This is a genomic window from Parabacteroides sp. AM58-2XD (assembly GCF_003463685.1).
GTDB classification, from domain to species: domain Bacteria; phylum Bacteroidota; class Bacteroidia; order Bacteroidales; family Tannerellaceae; genus Parabacteroides; species Parabacteroides segnis.
Genome location: NZ_QSDP01000117.1, coordinates 1 through 19979 on the forward strand (window position 1 = coordinate 1; position 19979 = coordinate 19979).

Sequence of the window (19979 nt, forward strand, 5' to 3'; positions counted from 1 at the left end):
GTCCGGTCTGAAACCGAACAGAACTTTTAATACTAAACTTATCAAAGAACTCTTTGGCATAGTGGCAGAAGCCGCTTAGCCGATATGTTGAATTTTTAACGGACTATTATTTCAGAACAGATTAACATAATCATATACAAACCAATAGCCATCGGCAAAAGTCATATCCTTTTGCACCATAACCGAATGTGTCATTGACACCTTCTATCGAGAAGTTTTCCCTTCAACATTGATGCCATTTGACGAATCCCTTGCAGCTATTTCTTTTTTCTTGTTTTTCTTTTCATATTCCTTTATGGCCGCCTTCATATCTTCACGACGTTTCCGTTCGAGTTCAGAGGGTTCGGGAAGCTGCTTGATTATGCTTTGCAAATCAGCCATAGAGAGTTTACTCTTTTTACCATCGGGAGCCAACATTGTGAGTTCAGTAATATCACGGAAGAAAGCCTCCTGATATAAGTCTTCAAAGAAATAACGAAAGCCAAACAAGTTCTCTTTAGATTCTTTCCGCTTCATCATTTCAGTCATGTAAGTGTATTTACTGAAAAGGGTTTTCTGTAACAACTTCTCATCCTTAAACATTTCCGACTCCCTTAGCCAGTAGTGCTTATTGATTTCATATAGTAAATTCAACTGTGTCGGATCTTTCTTCCATGCTTCATAATAGACTTTCTCTGCTTCATTGAAACGACCGTCCCGTTCGAGTGTACTTCCTCTGAAAGAGGCCAATAGATTAACATAAAACTTCTTTGGTTTCATACACTCTTCTGCCTGGTCAAACAATTGATAGGCACGTTTCCGGTCATAGGTTTTACCCAATGTAGCTCCGTACAACAAGACTGTTTCCACGTCTGTCGAATCTATTTCGTAAGCCAACTCCAACGGTTCCACGGCATCTATTGCATGGCCGGACATATAACGGGAGGCACCTGCATATTTCAGATTGATAAAAGACGAATCACCTTCTGCTAACAGACCGCTGTAAACGGTATCTGCTTTCAAATAATTTTTAGTCATGTATAAAGCCATCCCCTGGCTTTGCCGAATCTGTCGGTTATCAGGATTATAGTACAAGGCGGTATCACAAACCTGTAAAGCTGTTTTTCCATCTCCTTTCCATAGTAACGAGTTAATCAGGGAAGAGGCCACACGGATATTCTCCGGATTGATTTCCATGGCACGGGTATACAGTTCCAAAGCAATCAGCATATTCATACCGCCTTTTTTCATATGGCAATCCGCCAGGCCGGCCAGAATAGTCGGATTATCACTCTCATAGGATGCTAAAGTCCGGTAATGATCCATCGATTTATCATAATCACCCAACTGATAATAAAGACGTGCCAACTGATTATTGGCGTAAAAATTCAGACTATCCGATTCCAACACTTTTCCATAGCAACGTTTGGCTTCCGTAATCTTACCATAATTAATTGCAGCACGGGCAAGTGCATTCAAAGCATCCACATTCGTTGTATCCATTGACAAACAATATTGAAAACAGATATAGGCTTCCTTATACCGGAACATCCCCTCATAAGCCTGACCGATAGCCGACATAGTCGTATAGCTAGCCGAATCAGCTGCCGTAAGACTGTCTACCCGAGCCAGCACTTCCGGAAATTGTTTTCTGTTCACCAACTCTTGCAAAGAGAACAGCGTCTGCGCCTGTAACGCATGGATGTAAAAGGTAAGGAGGAGTAATAAAATCCCCACCAACTTGATTCGTTTATCCATATCCGTACTTATTTAGTTATTCAGATTTCTTTTCCTGCTCTTTCTTTTGACTATCAAGGTACTTTTGAACAGCTTTCATTCCTGCTTTAAACGCTTCCGAGTTCTCGTCAAGAGGCTCCGATTTTGTACTGCCGACTCCGTTTTCTTTCCTTTTTTTGAACACTTCTTCCATCTGTTGATAATGTTTTCTTTCTACCTCCGGAAGTTGCGAGATATCCGGCAACCGGTCTATTATAGACTTTAAGTCTTCAGCCGATATCTTACTTTTCTTATTGTCCGGGGCAATCATCACCAGCTCTGTCTTATTCGTAAAGAAAGCGTCTTCATACAGATATTGCAGTATAGAACGATACCGCTGGAATCCCTGTAATTTCTTTCCTGTCAGAAAATATTCTCTCAGGAATGTAACCTTGGCAAACAAAGCCCTGGCCAAATCTTCTGCCGATTTATACTCCGGTCCCCAGTTGGAATACTCCCGTTCAATACGGAACAATAAGTCCAGCCGATCCTTATTGGCAAGCCAGGCTTTATAAAGCAATCCTTCAGCTTCACGCTGACGACCATCTTTGAATAAAGTCTCTGAGCGGGAAGTCAGCAACATATTCACCAACGCCTCATTCGGCTGCATCAACTTTTCTGCCTGATCGAACAACAGGAAGGCCCGTTTACGGTCATATGTTTTACCTAAAGCAGCTCCCAGTAACAGGTTCGTTTCTACATCCGTCGTATCTTTCCCATACGCCCATTCCAGCAAATCGATCGCATCCATGGCACGTCCGGCCAGGTAACGCGAAGCACCTCCATATTTTAATGTAAGGAAAGAGGTATCGCCTTCTGCAAACAATTCTCCATATAACGTATCAGCCTGGGCATATTGTTATTCATATAAAAACCCATCGCCTTGTTACGACGCAACGCATGATTTCCGGGATTATAAAACAACGCCGTATCACAAATGGATAATCCGTCCTGTATATTCGGACCTCCCATCCGGTACAGGCAATTCACCAAAGCACTGGCCAATCCGGCATTTTCACGGTTAACATTATAAGCCTGAAAATAGCAGATCGTAGCTGCCGGAATAGCATTCATTTTCATGTAGCAATCAGCTATATTCCGGTAAATAACAGGATTTACCTTTGTCGTATCCTGATCGCGCAACACATTGAACTGCAACACGGCATTCTCATAATCGCCGATCTGGGAATACAGGCGGGCTAATTGATAATTAGCATAAAAATCGGTACTGTCGCTTTCGAGTACTTTCCGGAAACAATCCTGGGCTACGGAAGCTTTTCCCAGGTTCATTGCTACCCGGGCAACGGAACTTAAGGCATCGACATTTGTCGTATCCATTTGCAGACAATGCTGATAACACCGGTAAGCCTCATTATATTCTAATACACCTTCGTAAGCCTGGCCGATAGCCGACATAGTAACATAATCAGCAGAATCTGCCGGAGTAAGACTATCGGCCAGGGCGATCACTTCTGTGAACTTCTTTTTATTGAGTAGTTCCTGAAATGAAAGACTCTGTGCCTGCCCCATAAGGGACAGGACACTGAGAAGAAGCAAAACAGTATATTTGTGCATCATCTGCTCTATGTTTTAGTGATTACTGCAATGTGAAAGTAACAGGCATAGTATATTTTACACGAACCGCTTTTCCCCGTTGAGTACCGGGAATCCATTTAGGCATTGCGTTAACGATACGCAGCGCTTCCTTATCTAAAGATGGATCAACGCCACCGATCACTTCAGCATCTGTGACCGAACCATCCTGATTTATAATAAATGAACAAACAACCCTTCCCTGGATGCCATTCTGCTGTGCAATGACCGGATATTGCAACGTCTTTGAAATAAATTCATTGATCGCTTTTTCTCCGCCCGGGAACTGTGGCATCTTTTCCACTATTGCAAATACCTGGCCGGAAGTATCGGCTGATTTCTGTTCGCCATATCCCACAACAGTGATTTCATTATCGCCCTCTCCAGCAGGAAGAGGTGTTGGTTTATTGTCTTCTTTTCCTTGCAAACGGAAAGTCACCGGCACCGTATACTTCACACTGACCTCTTTCCCCTTTTGCATACCCGGTTTCCATTTAGGCATCATGGATATTACCCTGGTAGCCTCCAGGTCCAGCGACGGATCAACCCCGCGAATGACCTCGATATTCCGGATCACCCCATCTTTACCCACTACAAACGAACAGGTTACACGTCCCTGAATACCATTTTGCTGAGCAATTACCGGATATTTAATACTCTTTGCCAAAAATTGCAGTAAGGCACCTTGTCCGCCCGGAAATTCAGGCATCACTTCCACGACTGTGAAAACCAGATCCGAGGGGTCTGTCGATATCTGAGGTGACATAGGAGGAGGGGGAGGAGCAGACTGCAATCCCTGTGCACTTCCATCCGAGTACAATTGTACTTTCAACTTACCCTGTACATCCTTCACTGCGACTTCTTTCGCCTTCATACCCGGGAAAGAGAAGCGGAGAACAGCATTCTTGGTCGTTTCCAGCACAAAATAACCTTCCGTATCCGTAATAGTACCTACATTAGTACCCTTTACAATCACATTCGCACCGATAACCGGCCCGTTAAAATCGTCAATTACCTGACCTGACACTTTCACATCATCCTCCGAAAGCACACTTATTTCAGTCGCTTCCTTTACTCCGGTAACAGCTTCGGCTGCAATTTCTCCCGTAATACGGGCAACCGCCTCAATATTGCTCAACAACATCAAAAATGCTGCCAGAGGAATGAATATCAGATATTTTGTTCTTCCGATCCCGTGGGATCTCTTTTTGTTCATCATACTGATTCTGTTTTTTAGATGTAATACGTTAAAACTATTATATAATGTTGCTGCAGCCTGATAATGATGGGCAAGGCCTAACAGATGATACTGATAACTCTTGCAGTCGTATCCGGATTGGATAACGGTATTGTCTGCCAGGTATTCCAGGTTATGACGCACTTCGCGTTTCAAAAGCCACGCAAAGGGATTCACCCAACATATGACGGTAATCAGCTCGCAAATCATCACATCTACCGAATGCCACTGGAAAACATGGGTACATTCGTGTGTAAGTATCTCATCTATCTCTTTCTCCGAATGGCTTTCCGGATGTATGAAGATCATTTTGAAGAATGAAAAAGGTCCGGCAGGCTTATCTAGCCGGTAGACAGGTACGCCATGTATAACAGTCCGTCTACTCCGGTAAGCCAGCAGCAGGATACTGCTTAACTGAATAAAAAAACGGACAAATAAAAGAGCCATGACACCCCAGTACATATATGAACTTGCCGAAAGCAGGATTCCTTTCCAGTCTGTTTTAACAACGACCTCTGGGGTTACTGTCATCTCCGGCAGCATAGCCGAGTAAATCTGTATCACCTCCGTCATCGGCTCCTGCTCCTTCACCCATTCCTGAATATTCAACAATGGATAAAGCAACGCCAAACCAAAGAAAGCAAGGAGGGAAGCCCTGCGCAACTTGAAGAATGTGTCCTTATAAAAGAGCAGACGGTAGAAGGCGTAAAAGAGTACAAAGGCTACATTCACCTTCAGAAAGTAGGCAAATTCCGGTGTCATGGTAATAAGGTGTTAAAAGGTTTATTCTTTTCCTTTTTCTATCAAATCGATGATGTCTTTCAAATCTTCTGCCGAAATCTTCTGATCTTTGGCAAAGAAAGAAACCATTTCTTTGTATGAATCTTCAAAGTAGTTACGAACAACACCGCTCATAAAGGTACGTTTATATTCACTCTCCGGGATCAGCGGAGTGTATTCATACGTATTTCCATAGCGTTTGTTTTTCACATACTTCTTACGTTCCAGATTTTTTACAATAGAAGCAAGTGTTGTATAAGGCGGCCTCGGATCGTCATACTTAGCCAGTATATCTTTAACGAAACAAGGCCCAATCTGCCAAATCAAGCGCATTACTTCTTCTTCCTGCATTGTTAATTTTTCCATGATCCTAATTCATTTACGATTACATCGCAAATCTACGAAATTATCGTATACCTGCAAATAGAAACAAGTTAAGAAGTATTAAAGATTAATACAAACGATTTCCTTTTGGTTCAAATCAATGTATCCGGTAAATCCCGTTTTAAACGAAATATATCCTATTTTTCTGTTGAATGCCGATTCTCTTCTTTCCATTTATCCCGCATCTTCATCCGCTTAACTTGCAGATAGCGCAGCAGGAGAATGACGAAGAGGGATACTCCCATCACCGAGAAATACTGTACCCAGTCCGGATCGGGCTGTTTTCCGGGCCATCCCCATACACTCATCACAATCAGATAGATCACCAGAACGCCAGTTGTAATATTAATCTTCTTCATACGGCTTTTTTATTGTTTTGAACAGACAAAGATACAAGATAGTTTATTCTTTCATTGGGTCAGAACGCATTTGTGTTGGGCATGATAATGACCTGCCTCCACATTTATTATATAGAATCCTGCCGGTAAAGAAAGCGGAAGGGTTGAAGAACCCGGTAATATCGAATGAACAGACAGCACACGTCCGGTAAAATCAGATACCCGCACAGTTCCAGTCGACGGCAAATCTGACAGATAAAGTATCTTTCCTTTCAAATAGCATTTCTTCTCTGTTCCTGAAAATACAGAATTATGAACAGCCACTTCTTCCGGCTCTGTAGCCGCTACAGAGAAAGGACAACCTGTTTTCAGACGAACTGCATTTGTTGACAATGCAGCAGCCGTCAATTTAATCTCCGTATCTGCCGATGCTTTGACAAAGAAAGCCGAGAAAGGAGGAAGTACATACTCACTGCCTATCGGATAGGACTCGTAGGCATTTCCATCATATATATAAATATTTCCATCTAGCGCCGGATTTGCTGATATCTGCGACAATGAGATAGGAGAAGGCAATGGATTCCCACAAAGATACCAACCCTTATGCGCTTTGTCCGTATTTCCGGCAGATGCCGCATAGATCGGAACAGATGCCGTTTTACCAAAACTTTCAGGAATATCGTTCCCTGCGGTTGAAAAGGTCAACGTATTATCGGATGCAGCTGCATCCAAAGCGACCAGATAACCTTTTCCTTTTTCAAAGACAAGACCATCGGATAATCCCTCCGGGGAAAGTACCGTCCAGTTACCTGTCGCGTCATTGCTTTGGGCACGCTTCTCCCCGTCATAAACTTGCACATACAGAAAATCACCTTTACCGGAAAAGGTTCTATCTTTCAACTGAAAACGTTTATCTATATCATTCAGATAAACATCAAAGGGGAAAGAGAGGAAATACCATTTACCTTTTTCCGGGAATGTATAACGGACTTCCAATTGCTTGTTAACCGTCAGTTTACCAGCACTGTCAGTGAATTGTCAGTAGTTGTCAGCGCTCTGTCAGTGTTTGTCAGTGGATTGTCAGTGCTATAGAGAACAAGCCTATCCACGATGAAATGGCCTTTTTCTGAAATATGCAGACTGCCATTACCCAACAGGGCCTGCTCACACTGCACGGTAGAATTAATTTCTGCCTCACCACTGATCAGGGCACTTCGATGACGCAAGGGAGGAAGGTGAGACCAACGAATGGTATCATTCCAGTTGCCATTTCCGGAGAAAAGAGAATATTGGCGAATTGAGCCGTAGCTATACACACTATCAATTTGAAAATACCCGTTTTTAGAACCACTGACAGGATCTGAAGCAGTCAGAGCTAAATAATAAGCATCATACCCCAACCTTCTGGAAAAATGTGACTGATTGGGATATTTGGGATCAGGACATAAAATACCTTTTCGCTTTACCCCTAAAGTATTGCTATATACGGCATATAAAGTATCCCCAGGAACTAAAGAATGAACCGTAATCCCCACAACTATATATACATTCTTATAACATGACAATAAATTTTTCTCAAAAATGACAGAGGAAGACAAGGGCATTTTCAACGTTTTCTGATCATTAGATATGATTGCACCATCACCAAGAGTATAACTCCAGTTATTACGCTCCGACGATGTGAACAACTGCCAGCGAAACGTATCCACCACCGACGGATTCGCACCACTTTCTACAAAACTGCTCCATGTTTCGGGATTTGTTACCTGTGCCTGAACAGACACCATACTTGTTAGAACCATAGTTCCGGCAAGAATATGCCGAAACATACGTAAATGTTTCTTTTTCATAGCTAAACTATTTTAGTCGTTATTGTGTTTGCAAATATAAAGAAATAATTGAAATGATTATCTTTGCCGCATGAAAGAATTTATTATATCAGAAGCACTGACAGAAAAAGCGGTGCTCGTTGGTTTGATTACCCCCGAGCAAAACGAACAGAAAGTTAAAGAATATCTGGACGAACTGGCATTTCTTGCCGATACGGCCGGAGCCGAAGCCGTCAAAAAGTTTTATCAGAAACTGGACTACCCGAATCCCGTCACATTTGTCGGAACCGGTAAACTACAGGAGATAAAAGAGTACGTGATCGAAAATGAAATCGGACTGGTTATTTTCGACGACGAACTCTCGCCTAAACAGCTTCGCAATATCGAAAAAGAACTTCAGGTGAAAATACTCGACCGTACCAGCCTGATCCTCGATATATTCGCCAGTCGTGCACAGACTGCCAACGCAAAGACGCAAGTCGAGTTGGCACAATACAAATATATGTTGCCTCGCCTGACCCGTCTGTGGACTCACCTGGAACGTCAGCGTGGCGGTGTCGGCATGCGTGGCCCGGGTGAAACCCAGCTGGAAACCGATAAGCGTATCATCCTGGATAAAATAGCCAAGCTGAAACGTGACCTGGTGGATATCGACAAGCAAAAGAGCGTGCAACGGAAAAACCGTGGCAAGATGGTCCGCGTCGCCCTGGTCGGATACACCAATGTCGGTAAATCAACATTGATGAACCAACTGAGCAAAAGCGATGTGTTTGCCGAAAACAAGCTGTTCGCCACACTCGACACGACAGTAAGAAAGGTAATCGTTGAAAACCTGCCGTTCCTGTTGTCAGACACTGTTGGTTTTATCCGCAAATTGCCCACCGAACTGGTCGAATCGTTCAAATCGACCCTCGACGAAGTGCGCGAAGCCGACCTGCTGGTTCATGTGGTAGATATCTCCCACCCGACTTTTGAGGAACAGATCGAAGTGGTGAACAAGACCCTGGCTGAAATCGACAAGACCGAAAAGCCGATGATCATGGTCTTCAACAAAATCGACGCATTCACCTTCGTCCCGAAAGACGAAGACGACCTGACTCCGCGAAAACGGGAAAATATCGACCTGGACGAGCTGAAACGCACCTGGATGAATAAGTTGCAGGATAACTGCATCTTTATCTCCGCCAAGGAACGTACCAACATAGATGCGTTGAAAGCATTGTTATATGAACGGGTAAAACAGATACATATCACCCGTTTCCCATACAATGACTTTCTCTTCCAGCAATACGACGAAGAATAAAGCAATAGAAATACAAACAAGTTGACCAATGGAAAAAATCAGAAACCTACAACCCGAAGAGATTGCGGTATTGCAATCTCAGGGTTGTTATGCCGAAAACTGGGGACAGGTGCTAGTCCCTTTATCCTTCGAGACCAGATATATCCATCATGTACATTTCTCAGGCACAGTTATTTTAGGACATTTCGAGAAAGAGTTCACCCTCCCCGGTGGAATAAGAAAACATAGCGGACTCAGAAATACAACACTGCATAATTGCATGCTGGGCGATAATATCCTGATCGAGAACACCCACAATTACATTGCCAACTACCGTATCAAAGACAACTGCTATATAGAGAATGTCAACGTGATGGTCGTGGAAGGAGAAAGTACGTTCGGCAACAACGTACAGGTTTCAGTGCTGAACGAAACCGGAGGCCGCGAAGTCCCCATCTACAATCAGCTTTCCGCCCCATTGGCTTATGTAATCGCACTTTACCGCCACCGTCCGATACTGATCGAACGGCTACAGGAAATGATTGCAGATTATACCAAAAGCATCACCTCCGACTACGGGACGATCGGAGAGAACGTAAAGATAATCAATGCCGGGACAATCCGTAATGTAAACATAGGCCAACACGCTACCATCGAGAACTGTACACGCTTGGAAAACGGGACAGTGAACAGTAATAAAGAAGCCCCTGTATATATCGGTGACAGCGTGATCGCCCAGGATTTTATCATCTCATCAGGGGCAGTCATTGCCGATGCGGCAAAGATCATCCGTTGCTTCATCGGACAAGCCTGCCATGTGACACATAATTTTTCGGCACACGACTCCCTGCTATTCAGCAACTGTTCTTTTGAAAACGGAGAGGCCTGTGCCATCTTCGCCGGACCGTTCACGGTATCCATGCACAAGAGTAGCCTCCTGATTGCCGGCATGTATTCGTTCCTGAACGCCGGAAGTGGTTCGAACCAAAGCAATCATATGTATAAGCTCGGACCGATTCACCAGGGTATTGTTGAAAGAGGGTCCAAGACGACCAGCGACTCTTATATACTTTGGCCGGCACGTATCGGTGCTTTTTCATTAATCATGGGCCGCCATCACCATCACAGCGACACGTCCGATATGCCTTTCTCCTATCTGATTGAAAAAGACGACGAGACTTATCTGGTGCCGGGCATCAATCTGCGAAGTGTCGGTACCATCCGTGACGCTCAGAAATGGCCGAGACGTGATAAACGGACCGACACGAACAAACTGGATATGATCAACTACAACCTGTTGAGTCCCTACACCATCCAGAAAATGATAAAAGCAGTCGGTATCTTAAAGAATCTACAAAGCCTTGTCGGAGAAACTTCCGAAATATATTACTATCAGAATGCCCGTATTAAAGGCTCTTCTTTACAAAATGCACTGAAACTATACGGAATGGCAATTAATAAATTTCTCGGTAATTCTCTGATAAAAAGACTGGAAGGCACACAGTTCCAGAACATAGAAGAAGTCCGCAAACAACTGACCCCAACCGCCAAAGAAGGAACCGGCGAATGGGTTGACCTGTCCGGACTGATCCTTCCGAAAGATCAATTAAATGGTTTGATAGAAGATATCGAGAGCCACCGGATAAATTCTTTGGAAAAGATTAATGCCTTCTTCCAGTACCAACATAATTCATATTATGAAATAGAATGGACATGGGCCTATCAGAAAATAGAAGAATACTACGGAATCAAGCTAGGTGAGATCACCCCCGGAAAGATCATCGAACTGGTTGAACTCTGGAAATCATCCGTCATCGGTCTGGACGAGATGCTTTACAAAGATGCCCGCAAGGAGTTCTCCCTTACTTCAATGACCGGCTTCGGCGTAGACGGCACACGCAAAGAAAAAGAAGAGGACTTCGAAGTCGTACGCGGTGCTTTCGAACAAAACCCGTTCGTCACAGCCGTAAAAGAACATATCAGCACCAAACGGGCACTGGGAGATGAGCTGATCGGAAGGATAGAAAAGCTAATATAATAAGATCCGTATCATAATATATGATACATCTCATTCCCGCCGACGGCTCCGGGGATGGTGTTCCAGTATTTCCTTCCGGAGAAACTGCCGGTCGATATGTGTATAAATCTCGGTAGTCGTTATCTTCTCATGTCCCAGCATCTCCTGGATGGCCCGCAGGTTGGCACCGCCTTCCAGCAAATGGGTCGCAAAAGAATGTCGGAACGTATGCGGACTGACATTTTTATGAACACCCGCCATCTCCGTCTGCTGCTTGATAATATGAAAAACCATGATACGGGATAGAGTCGTGCCCCGGCGACTCAGGAATAAAATATCTTCGAATCCTTTTTTCACCACCATCCGGTTACGGTCCAGCAGATAATTCTTTATCTCCCGGATAGCCGTCTCAGAAATCGGAACCAGGCGTTGCTTGCTCCCTTTACCTTCCACCCTGATAAAACCTTCATCAAAATAAACATCCGAATAACGCAAAGATATCAACTCGGAAACACGCAGGCCGCAACTATACAACACCTCCAGCATAGCCCGATTGCGCTGCCCTTCCGGCAAAGAAAGGTCTATCGTATCCAATATATCATTTATCTCATTGACCGTCAATACTTCGGGCAGCTTCAATCCGATCTTGGGCGATTCCAACAATTCCGTCGGATCGGCTGTTATATACTCGTCGAGTAAAAGAAAGCGGTAGAACGATTTTATACCGGATATGATGCGGGCCTGCGAACGCGGATGGATTCCTATATCACGCAACTGGGCTACAAACTGCTGTAAATCCTGATAAGAGATCGTAGCAAAGTCTTTCCCTTCACTTTCCACGAAGCGAATGAGTTTGTCCAGGTCGGTCAGGTAAGCTTCTATCGAATTGGCAGATAGAGACTTTTCCAGCCGGAGCCAGGTCTTATATTTGTCGATTATATTATTTCCTTGTTGCATTGTACACAGGCAATTATGTATGTATCAAATAAAATCATTACCTTTGCCGGATATTTTCAGCCCGTACCAGGTGGTGCAAAGGTAATAAAGTTACAGCAAATGAAGAAGATTCAGATTATTAACGGTCCTAATCTTAACCTGTTGGGCAAACGCGAACCAACAGTATATGGTAATGCTTCTTTTGAAGGTTATCTGGACGAATTACGCGCCCGGTATCCTCAATGCGAAATAGCTTACTTTCAAAGTAATATAGAAGGTGAGATGATCAACAAAATCCATGAAACGGGTTTTGAATACGATGGTATTATAATGAATGCGGGAGCATATACACATACATCCATCGCATTACACGACGCCATAAAAGCAGTGACTACCCCGGTTATAGAAGTACATATTTCAAATGTACATGCACGCGAATCATTCCGTCATGTATCGATGATCTCTGCTGCCTGCAAAGGGGTTATACTGGGATTCGGTCTGGATTCATACCGGCTGGCGCTCGAAGCGCTTATGCAGCAACCAACTGCCAACGACTAAAAAGTAAATAATAGGTTATAATATTTAAGGTATATGTTAAAGCATACGAAGATTGTTGCTACAATTTCTGATCAACGTTGTGATGTGGAATTTGTCCGCTCACTGTACAATGCAGGAATGAATGTTGTGCGCCTGAATACGGCCCACATGATGGAAGAAGGTTTAAACCGTGTTGTTACAAATGTACGCGAAGTATCCGACCGCATCGGTATATTGATGGATACCAAAGGCCCGGAAGTACGTACCACTACGGCAAAAGAGCCAATACCTTTTACAACCGGCGACACCGTTAAGATAATCGGTGATCCGGAAAAAGAGACAACCCGTGATTGCATTTATGTTTCATACAGAAACTTTGTCGGCGACCTGAATATCGGCAGCGATATCCTGATCGACGATGGAGACCTGGAACTGAAAGTCATCGAGAAACAGGATGATTATCTGCTCTGTGAAGTGCAGAACGACGCGACATTAGGAAGCCGCAAAAGCGTGAACGTCCCCGGTGTACGCATCAACCTCCCCTCACTGACAGAAAAAGACCGTAAAAATATTCTTTGGGCGATTGAAAACGAACTGGATTTCATTGCTCACTCTTTCGTAAGAAACAAACAGGATGTATTGGATATACAACAGATCCTGGACGAACATAAAAGTCCGATCAAGATCATTGCCAAGATCGAAAACCAGGAAGGTGTCGACAATATCGACGAAATCCTGGAAGTAGCTTACGGTATCATGATCGCCCGCGGTGACCTGGGCATCGAAGTTCCGGCCGAAAAGATTCCGGGAATCCAGCGTGTGTTGATCCGCAAATGCGTGGAAGTGAAAAAGCCGGTGATCGTTGCGACCCAGATGCTTCACTCCATGATTAAGAATCCGCGTCCTACCCGTGCGGAAGTAACCGATATTGCCAACGCAATCTATTACCGCACAGACGCATTGATGCTTAGCGGTGAAACAGCTTACGGTAAATATCCGCTGGAAGCAGTCCAGACAATGACCAAAGTTGCTCGCGAAGCTGAAAAGACCAAGCTAGCCGCCAACGACATCCGTGTACCTATCGAAGGTAACGACCTGGATGTTACTTCATTCCTGGCAAAACAGGCGGTAAAATCTTCCAACAAGCTACATGTAAAGGCAATCATCACCGACAGCCACACCGGACGCACAGCCCGATACCTGGCAGCTTTCCGTGGTACATCAACGGTGTTCGCCATCTGCTATAACCCGCGTGTAACCCGCATGCTTTCTCTGTCATATGGCGTATGGGCCGTATATCAGCCGTGGGATGACAGCCGTCGCGGTTATTTCTACAGCGCACTGAACGAATTGATTAAGAGCGGACGTATCACCCGTAACGACATGGTTGCTTACCTGAGCGGCAGCTTCGGTGAAGGTGGCGGCACGACATTCCTCGAAATCAACAACGTCGGAAAAGTGTTGGATGCCGGAAGTAAATATTCACTCCCGACCTTTAAGGAATAAATAAAATAAAACAGGAAAAGGTGTCGCAAAAGTCGGTAAAACGCTTTTGCTACATCTTTTTTCGTATATTTGAAGCATAAACATTCTTTATTTAAATGACATTAGACGAATACATTCTCAATCACAGCGACGAAGAAGGCGCATTGTTATCCGCGTTGAACCGCGATGCCAATGTAAACCTGCTGCGTCCCCGTATGCTGTCCGGCCATCTGCAAGGACGGATACTGAAAATGTTTTGTCGCATGCTTCGCCCCCGCCGTGTACTGGAAATAGGGACTTACACCGGTTACGCCACACTCTGTCTGGCCGAAGGAACCGAAGACAACGCCCTGATCCATACACTCGAGATCAATGATGAAATGGAGGATTTCATCATGAAATATCTCTCACGCTCTCCCCTGAAAGATAAAATAAAGCTGCATATAGGCGATGCGATGAAAATCATACCGGAACTGGACGAAACATTCGACCTGGTATTTATCGATGCCGACAAACGCTTGTATTCCGACTATTACGATCTGGTATTTCCCAAAGTGCGTCCGGGAGGCCTGATTCTGGCCGATAACACCCTGTGGGATGGTAAAGTTTTGGAAAAACCTCACCCGTCAGATAAACAAACCATCGGAATACTTAGTTTTAATGATAAAATAAAAGAAGACCCCCGGGTGGAGAAAGTGATCCTTCCGCTTCGTGACGGTCTGACAATGATATGGAAAAAATAAATTGATAACGATATGGAAAGTACAAGACTGAACAAGATAGGTCGTCTGATCCAGAAAGAATTGGGCGACATTTTCCAGAAACAGACCCAGGGAATGCCGGGTATATTGATTTCTGTAAGTGCGGTACGCGTCAGCCCCGACCTGGGCGTTGCCAAAGCATACCTGAGTATCTTCCCTTCCGAAAAAGGGAAAGAGTTACTGGAATCGATCCGTGCAAATACCAAAGCGATCCGTTTCGATTTGGGCAAACGTATAGGAAAACAGGTTCGCATCATCCCGGAACTGAGTTTCTTCATTGACGATTCGCTGGATTATATTGAAAACATTGACAAACTGTTACAGAAATAAGAGAATCAAGCGTTGAACCTTTCGTTTTATATAGCCCGGCGGTACCTCTTTTCGAAGAAATCCCACAATGCCATCAATATTATTTCGATGGTATGTGTCTGCGGTGTAGTCATTGCTACCACCGCAGTTGTTTGTGCACTGTCGGTCTATAACGGGTTCAATGACCTGGTAGCAGACATGTTCAGCAGTTTCGACCCGGAGTTGAAGATTTCTCCCCGCACCGGGAAAGTGTTCGACCCGACAACTGCCGAATTCCAACAGGTAAAACAACTGCCCGATATTGCTTATTTCGGAGAGGTTCTTCAGGATAATGCATTGATACGCTATCACGACCGCCAGGATGTGGCAATAATCAAAGGGGTGGACGACAACTTCAGCCATCTGACCCAGATAGACAGTGTACTGATAGACGGCAGCTTCATCCTGAAAGACGAAGTTACTGATTATGCCATCCTCGGGGTCGGACTGTCATCCAAACTGGGTGCCAAACCGGGATTCGCTTCTCCGCTTGAAATTTATGTCCCCAAACGGAATGAAAAGGTCAATTTATCCAACCCGGCTTCTTCATTCAGTCAGGAATATGCCTACATAGGCGGAGTTTTCATGATTAACCAGCAGGTATACGACGAAGGATACATGATACTCCCCCTTTCACTGGTACGTGAATTATTCAAATATGACAAGGAAGTCACCTCCATCGAACTGAAAATTGCTGACGGAGCCAATATCTCTTCAGTCAAAAAACAGCTCAAAGCTATCCTGGGTGACCGGTTTATCATACAAGACCGTTACGAACAACAGGAAGCGTCCTTCAAAATGATGCAGGTAGAGAAATGGATCACTTACCTGATACTTTCATTCATTCTGACAATCGCCTTGTTCAACGTAGTCGGTTCGCTGTCTATGCTGATGATAGAAAAGAAAGATGACGTACATACCTTCGGAATATGGGAGCTGACAATAAACTTATCCGTCGTATATTTCTATTTGAAGGCTGGATGATCTCCGGATTCGGAGCCCTGATAGGGATTGTGATAGGTCTGGCATTGTGTTTTTTACAGCGGCAATTCGGATTGATTAAATTGGGACAAACAGCCGGCGCCTTTATTATCGACGCATATCCGGTGCGGGTGATGTTCACAGATGCCCTGATTGCATTTATTACGGTAGCGGCCATTGGATTCATGGCCGCCTGGTATCCCGTACATTATCTGGGAAAGAAATGGTTTAATTAAATTCTTTCCCGTATTTTATCTGTGCATCTGCCACAAACTGCTTGATACGCTGTTCGTCATCTTTTTTGCAGATAAGCAATACATTTCCCGATTCAGCCACGATGCAATCTTCAACACCCTGAATCACAGCCAGTCTTTTTGAATTACCTACGGCTATTACATTTCCTGAACTTTCATAAAGCAATGCATTACTATTCTTCAACACAGCATTATTATTTTCATCTTTCGGAGCCAAATCAAACAAGGAACCCCAGGTACCCAAGTCTGCCCAACCGAAATCAGTGCACAACATATACACATTATCCGCCTTCTCCATAATACCGTAGTCGATGGAAATCTTCAGGCAATAAGGAAAGTTCTCATGAATAAACTCATGTTCGTTTTCTGTATTGAACTTATCCTTACCCAAGTCAAACCGAACGGCAATATCCGGAAGATATTTGGCAAAAGCTTCCAGTATTGTATTTACGTTCCACAGGAACAGACCAGAGTTCCAGAAAAACTCACCGCTTTCATAAAAGACTTTTGCCAGTTCCAGATTCGGTTTTTCCGTGAAAGTCTTCACCTTGGTAAATTCTCCCAGCATGGAATCGCTACTCTGGATATAACCATAACCTGTTTCAGGACGGCTCGGTTTGATACCCAACGTAACCAATGCATTATTGTTCTTTACAAAATCCAATCCTTTCTGAACGTCTTTCAAAAATATATCTTCTTTCAGGATCAGATGATCGGAAGGAGCAACAACAATATTGGCATTCGGATTACATGCTCTTATATGGTAAGCAGCGTAAGCAATACAAGGAGCTGTATTTCTACGTGCCGGTTCCAGCAGGATCTGGTTTTCTTTCAATTCGGGCAACTGTTCTTTAATCAAGTCGGCGTAAGCTTCGTTAGTAACGATAAAAATATTTTCTACCGGGATGATTTTGGAAAAACGATCGAAAGTCATTTGCAACAGAGAACGTCCTGTTCCGAAAAAATCTAAGAATTGTTTTGGATAACTTTCTCTGCTAAAAGGCCAGAAGCGACTGCCAATCCCTCCACCCATGATAACGCAATAATTATCTTTCATGATACACAGGTTGTTTTTTAATTATACTCTTACAAAGTTAACGAAATAATCCGGGATTTATTCTCCTATCTTATATTATTCCCCGAAAGCTATAGATAATTTGAAAAAAAATCGCTGAACGCTTGCACAAATAAAAAATATGCGTACCTTTGCAACGCATTAGAAAAAAACAAATGCCCAGATGGCGGAATTGGTAGACGCGCTGGTCTCAAACACCAGTGGATTCACTTCCATGCCGGTTCGATCCCGGCTCTGGGTACAAGAAAGAAAGCTAAGTATTTGATAATCCAATACTTAGCTTTTTCTTTTGCTTGAATTTTCCCCACATTTTCCCCACACGTGCAAAAAATATAGCAGTAAGTCATTATTTCTTTTGGTTGAACGTAGTAAATAAGTTACCTTTGAAAAGAAATAAAGCCTATTAAATAAAAGTAATGGAACAAGGTGTTTGGCAAGAAATAGAACTGTTGTACCAGAAGTTTCAAAAACTTGGTATCAGTGAAGCGGTGGACTATGACAAGTACTACCTTTATTCTCTCATTACCCATTCCACAGCCATAGAAGGCTCAACGTTGACCGAACTTGATACGCAGCTTCTCTTTGACGAGGGAGTAACAGCGAAAGGGAAACCGCTTGTGCATCATCTGATGAATGAAGATTTGAAGCAAGCGTATGAACTTGCCAAAACTGAATCAGGCAGTCTTGTACCTATAACTCCTGCTTTTCTGAAAAGGTTGAATGCAATGTTGATGCGTACTACTGGCAGCGTTCACAGTGTGTTGGGCGGCTCTTTTGATTCTTCTAAAGGAGAGTTCCGTCTATGTGGTGTTACGGCTGGTGTTGGTGGACATTCTTATATGAACTATTTGAAAGTTCCTGCTAAGGTGGATGAACTTTGTGCGATTCTTCAAGAGAAGCAAAAAAAAATGGGAACACTTCGAGAACAATACGAATTGAGCTTTAATGCCCACCTTAATTTAGTAACTATTCATCCGTGGGTGGATGGCAACGGAAGAACGGCTCGATTACTGATGAACTACATCCAATTTTGCTATCACCTTTTTCCGACCAAAATATTTAAAGAAGATAGAGAAGAATATATTCTTTCCCTGCGCCAATGTCAGAATGAAGAAACTAATCAGCCGTTTTTGGACTTTATGGCAAGGCAGTTGAAGAAATCACTTTCTATAGAAATTGAACGATTCAATGTATCACGAAAGAAAGGGTTTAGTTTTATGTTCTGATACTATATAAAACAAGGATTGCTATTTATGAGTTTATGGTAAACTTGCATGTGGGAAAGTTTGAACATCCATAGAAAGTGCCGTACTTGCCTTTCCTCAAAATGAGATGTCCTCCGCATTGAGGACAAACACCTTGATTTATTAGGCGTGAACTTCTGTATTGCCGAGCCTTTGCGTTATGCTTATGCTGTTTTAGTTTCTCTTTATCAGCGATTATGCGATTCTGGTTAATTGTCTGTATTATCCAATTTATGGTCTCCTGATTAAGAACAGCAGTTCTGTATTGTAATATAGCACGTTTTAGATTATATCTGTTTACAACTATGTTATTGTCAGCATGCACTTTTAATTCCGCACTGTTATTGAAAACGACAATTGGAATAAAAAGTATATCCGTTGAACATTTGAGCAAATGATGCAAAAATCTTACATGTCCAGCGTTTTGTTTTATCGGATTGTAAAATTGATGTTTACTTTTATAGATGGTTTGCGTCCAGTATTCACCGTTCTCTCTGCCCAAAATCCAACCTTTATATCCCTTTGTTTCAATTACAAAGACACCATAAGGTGAAACTACAATATGGTCAATTTGTGTTGAATATCCGTTACTTTCGAATAGTAAATCATTAAAAACAACATACTCTTCTGGTAACTCTTGAATCTTGTTATTCACAAGTTTTTCAGAATACTTGCCTTTCCACATTGGCATCTTCAATTTAATAAAGATTACCACTGCAAAAAAGATAACGGTGATGGCAATATGCATATTACTGATTTAATAGATTCTTTTTATCCATCTTTTACTTGATTCAAATCCCCATTGAACATGCCATCTTCTTCCTGTTACTTTATCTAACAAAAGAAATTGATATATATTTTTTGTTGGATATAATTCAAATGTTCCACAGCCTGTACCAAGAGATAGGTCTTCGTTATTAAGGGTTGCAGAACCTTCTTTATCATCATCCAAAGACCATTGTACAATTTCTATTTTCCCTGTCATTGTATCTAATTGCAGAAAATTATATATATTTTCTGTTGGATATAGTTTGTATCTATCAAGTCCATGCATACGAAAATCTATATCTTCTACAATAGCATGTATTTTAATCAAAGTAGAATCATTAACTGTTTTGGTATGTGAAATGGAACTTTCATTTT

At 43.0% G+C, this 19979-nt stretch carries 19 protein-coding genes, 1 tRNA gene and 1 pseudogene; 9 read left to right on the top strand and 12 right to left on the bottom strand.

Annotation, left to right across the window (positions count from 1 at the left end; translation table 11 throughout):
• Positions 1-204: 204 nt before the first annotated feature.
• The 8 genes from DXA15_RS21255 to DXA15_RS27170 form a co-directional block, all read right to left on the bottom strand.
• Entirely contained in the window at positions 205-1737 is a 1533-nt protein-coding gene (locus DXA15_RS21255) for a lipopolysaccharide assembly protein LapB (RefSeq protein WP_233567506.1), read from the bottom strand.
• A 16-nt stretch (positions 1738-1753) separates the two neighbouring features.
• Positions 1754-2581: a hypothetical protein gene (locus tag DXA15_RS27155; protein WP_233567507.1), complete on the bottom strand. Its 828-nt coding sequence runs from the start codon at positions 2579-2581 to the stop codon at positions 1754-1756.
• Positions 2545-3333: a tetratricopeptide repeat protein gene (locus DXA15_RS27160; protein WP_233567508.1), complete on the bottom strand. Its 789-nt coding sequence runs from the start codon at positions 3331-3333 to the stop codon at positions 2545-2547. Before DXA15_RS27160 ends, DXA15_RS27155 begins: the two co-directional genes overlap by 37 nt.
• Positions 3334-3352: 19 nt before the next feature.
• A complete protein-coding gene (locus DXA15_RS21265) occupies positions 3353-5347 on the bottom strand; it encodes a M56 family metallopeptidase (protein ID WP_128135362.1) in 1995 nt (664 codons plus the stop codon).
• A 21-nt stretch (positions 5348-5368) separates the two neighbouring features.
• Positions 5369-5731 (bottom strand): BlaI/MecI/CopY family transcriptional regulator, encoded by a 363-nt coding sequence (locus tag DXA15_RS21270; protein WP_009860035.1) that lies wholly within the window; start codon positions 5729-5731, stop codon positions 5369-5371.
• Positions 5732-5886: 155 nt separating this feature from the next.
• The gene (locus DXA15_RS21275; RefSeq protein ID WP_009860036.1) at positions 5887-6108 is read right to left on the bottom strand and encodes a hypothetical protein; all 222 of its coding nucleotides are present in this window, start codon (positions 6106-6108) and stop codon (positions 5887-5889) included.
• A 51-nt stretch (positions 6109-6159) separates the two neighbouring features.
• On the bottom strand, positions 6160-7083 hold the full coding sequence (locus DXA15_RS27165) for a T9SS type A sorting domain-containing protein (protein WP_233567509.1): 924 nt from the start codon (positions 7081-7083) through the stop codon (positions 6160-6162).
• A gap of 14 nt (positions 7084-7097) precedes the next feature.
• Entirely contained in the window at positions 7098-7937 is an 840-nt protein-coding gene (locus DXA15_RS27170; protein WP_233567510.1) for a hypothetical protein, read from the bottom strand.
• A 70-nt stretch (positions 7938-8007) separates the two neighbouring features.
• Between DXA15_RS27170 and hflX the strand changes: the two genes are divergently transcribed.
• Together hflX and DXA15_RS21290 are read left to right on the top strand one after the other, a co-directional pair.
• Positions 8008-9219: a GTPase HflX gene (gene hflX / locus DXA15_RS21285; protein WP_009860038.1), complete on the top strand. Its 1212-nt coding sequence runs from the start codon at positions 8008-8010 to the stop codon at positions 9217-9219.
• A gap of 28 nt (positions 9220-9247) precedes the next feature.
• Positions 9248-11236: a DUF4954 family protein gene (locus DXA15_RS21290; protein ID WP_128135363.1), complete on the top strand. Its 1989-nt coding sequence runs from the start codon at positions 9248-9250 to the stop codon at positions 11234-11236.
• Positions 11237-11266: 30 nt separating this feature from the next.
• Here DXA15_RS21290 and xerD read toward each other — a convergent pair whose 3' ends face one another.
• The gene (gene xerD / locus DXA15_RS21295; protein WP_128135364.1) at positions 11267-12172 is read right to left on the bottom strand and encodes a site-specific tyrosine recombinase XerD; all 906 of its coding nucleotides are present in this window, start codon (positions 12170-12172) and stop codon (positions 11267-11269) included.
• Between the two features lie 99 nt (positions 12173-12271).
• Here xerD and aroQ point away from each other — a divergent pair, with 99 nt between their 5' ends.
• The 5 genes and pseudogenes from aroQ to DXA15_RS21320 all read left to right on the top strand — a co-directional run bounded on the left by aroQ (position 12272) and on the right by DXA15_RS21320 (position 16499).
• Positions 12272-12709, top strand: coding sequence for a type II 3-dehydroquinate dehydratase (gene aroQ / locus DXA15_RS21300; RefSeq protein ID WP_128135365.1), 438 nt, complete (start codon positions 12272-12274; stop codon positions 12707-12709).
• A gap of 33 nt (positions 12710-12742) precedes the next feature.
• Positions 12743-14194 carry a pyruvate kinase gene (gene pyk, locus DXA15_RS21305; protein ID WP_128135366.1) on the top strand — a complete coding sequence of 484 codons (1452 nt, stop codon included), beginning with the start codon at positions 12743-12745 and terminating at the stop codon, positions 14192-14194.
• Between the two features lie 95 nt (positions 14195-14289).
• Positions 14290-14916, top strand: a complete 627-nt coding sequence (locus DXA15_RS21310; protein ID WP_128135367.1) for an O-methyltransferase — start codon at positions 14290-14292, stop codon at positions 14914-14916.
• Between the two features lie 12 nt (positions 14917-14928).
• Positions 14929-15264: a 30S ribosome-binding factor RbfA gene (gene rbfA, locus DXA15_RS21315; protein ID WP_010800893.1), complete on the top strand. Its 336-nt coding sequence runs from the start codon at positions 14929-14931 to the stop codon at positions 15262-15264.
• Positions 15265-15276: 12 nt separating this feature from the next.
• A pseudogene (locus DXA15_RS21320) lies at positions 15277-16499 on the top strand (ABC transporter permease).
• On the opposite strand, the gene DXA15_RS21325 reads toward DXA15_RS21320, so the two are convergent.
• Positions 16492-17574, bottom strand: a complete 1083-nt coding sequence (locus DXA15_RS21325; RefSeq protein ID WP_128135368.1) for a mannose-1-phosphate guanylyltransferase — start codon at positions 17572-17574, stop codon at positions 16492-16494. The pseudogene DXA15_RS21320 and the gene DXA15_RS21325 sit on opposite strands and share 8 nt — an antisense overlap.
• A 175-nt stretch (positions 17575-17749) precedes the next feature.
• Here DXA15_RS21325 and DXA15_RS21330 point away from each other — a divergent pair.
• Together DXA15_RS21330 and DXA15_RS21335 are read left to right on the top strand one after the other, a co-directional pair.
• Positions 17750-17833: transfer RNA gene (locus DXA15_RS21330), tRNA-Leu, on the top strand.
• A gap of 175 nt (positions 17834-18008) precedes the next feature.
• Positions 18009-18818 carry a Fic family protein gene (locus tag DXA15_RS21335; RefSeq protein WP_004291350.1) on the top strand — a complete coding sequence of 270 codons (810 nt, stop codon included), beginning with the start codon at positions 18009-18011 and terminating at the stop codon, positions 18816-18818.
• A 25-nt stretch (positions 18819-18843) separates the two neighbouring features.
• Here DXA15_RS21335 and DXA15_RS21340 read toward each other — a convergent pair whose 3' ends face one another.
• Positions 18844-19584, bottom strand: coding sequence for an NERD domain-containing protein (locus tag DXA15_RS21340; protein WP_004291349.1), 741 nt, complete (start codon positions 19582-19584; stop codon positions 18844-18846).
• A gap of 9 nt (positions 19585-19593) precedes the next feature.
• Positions 19594-19979, bottom strand: a 386-nt coding sequence (locus DXA15_RS21345; protein WP_128135369.1) for a hypothetical protein, incomplete at its 5' end; no start/stop codon positions are given.

Bases quoted from the DNA above. Each gene is read 5' to 3' on its own strand.
- DXA15_RS21265 (WP_128135362.1), bottom strand. From the start codon at position 5,347: ATGACACCGGAATTTGCCTACTTTCTGAAGGTGAATGTAGCCTTTGTA.
- DXA15_RS21325 (WP_128135368.1), bottom strand. From the start codon at position 17,574: ATGAAAGATAATTATTGCGTTATCATGGGTGGAGGGATTGGCAGTCGC.
- DXA15_RS21275 (WP_009860036.1), bottom strand. From the start codon at position 6,108: ATGAAGAAGATTAATATTACAACTGGCGTTCTGGTGATCTATCTGATT.
- DXA15_RS21335 (WP_004291350.1), top strand. From the start codon at position 18,009: ATGGAACAAGGTGTTTGGCAAGAAATAGAACTGTTGTACCAGAAGTTT.
- DXA15_RS21270 (WP_009860035.1), bottom strand. From the start codon at position 5,731: ATGGAAAAATTAACAATGCAGGAAGAAGAAGTAATGCGCTTGATTTGG.
- aroQ (WP_128135365.1), top strand. From the start codon at position 12,272: ATGAAGAAGATTCAGATTATTAACGGTCCTAATCTTAACCTGTTGGGC.
- DXA15_RS27160 (WP_233567508.1), bottom strand. From the start codon at position 3,333: ATGATGCACAAATATACTGTTTTGCTTCTTCTCAGTGTCCTGTCCCTT.
- DXA15_RS21290 (WP_128135363.1), top strand. From the start codon at position 9,248: ATGGAAAAAATCAGAAACCTACAACCCGAAGAGATTGCGGTATTGCAA.
- DXA15_RS21340 (WP_004291349.1), bottom strand. From the start codon at position 19,584: ATGCATATTGCCATCACCGTTATCTTTTTTGCAGTGGTAATCTTTATT.
- xerD (WP_128135364.1), bottom strand. From the start codon at position 12,172: ATGCAACAAGGAAATAATATAATCGACAAATATAAGACCTGGCTCCGG.
- DXA15_RS27170 (WP_233567510.1), bottom strand. From the start codon at position 7,937: ATGAAAAAGAAACATTTACGTATGTTTCGGCATATTCTTGCCGGAACT.
- hflX (WP_009860038.1), top strand. From the start codon at position 8,008: ATGAAAGAATTTATTATATCAGAAGCACTGACAGAAAAAGCGGTGCTC.
- DXA15_RS21310 (WP_128135367.1), top strand. From the start codon at position 14,290: ATGACATTAGACGAATACATTCTCAATCACAGCGACGAAGAAGGCGCA.
- pyk (WP_128135366.1), top strand. From the start codon at position 12,743: ATGTTAAAGCATACGAAGATTGTTGCTACAATTTCTGATCAACGTTGT.
- DXA15_RS21255 (WP_233567506.1), bottom strand. From the start codon at position 1,737: ATGGATAAACGAATCAAGTTGGTGGGGATTTTATTACTCCTCCTTACC.
- rbfA (WP_010800893.1), top strand. From the start codon at position 14,929: ATGGAAAGTACAAGACTGAACAAGATAGGTCGTCTGATCCAGAAAGAA.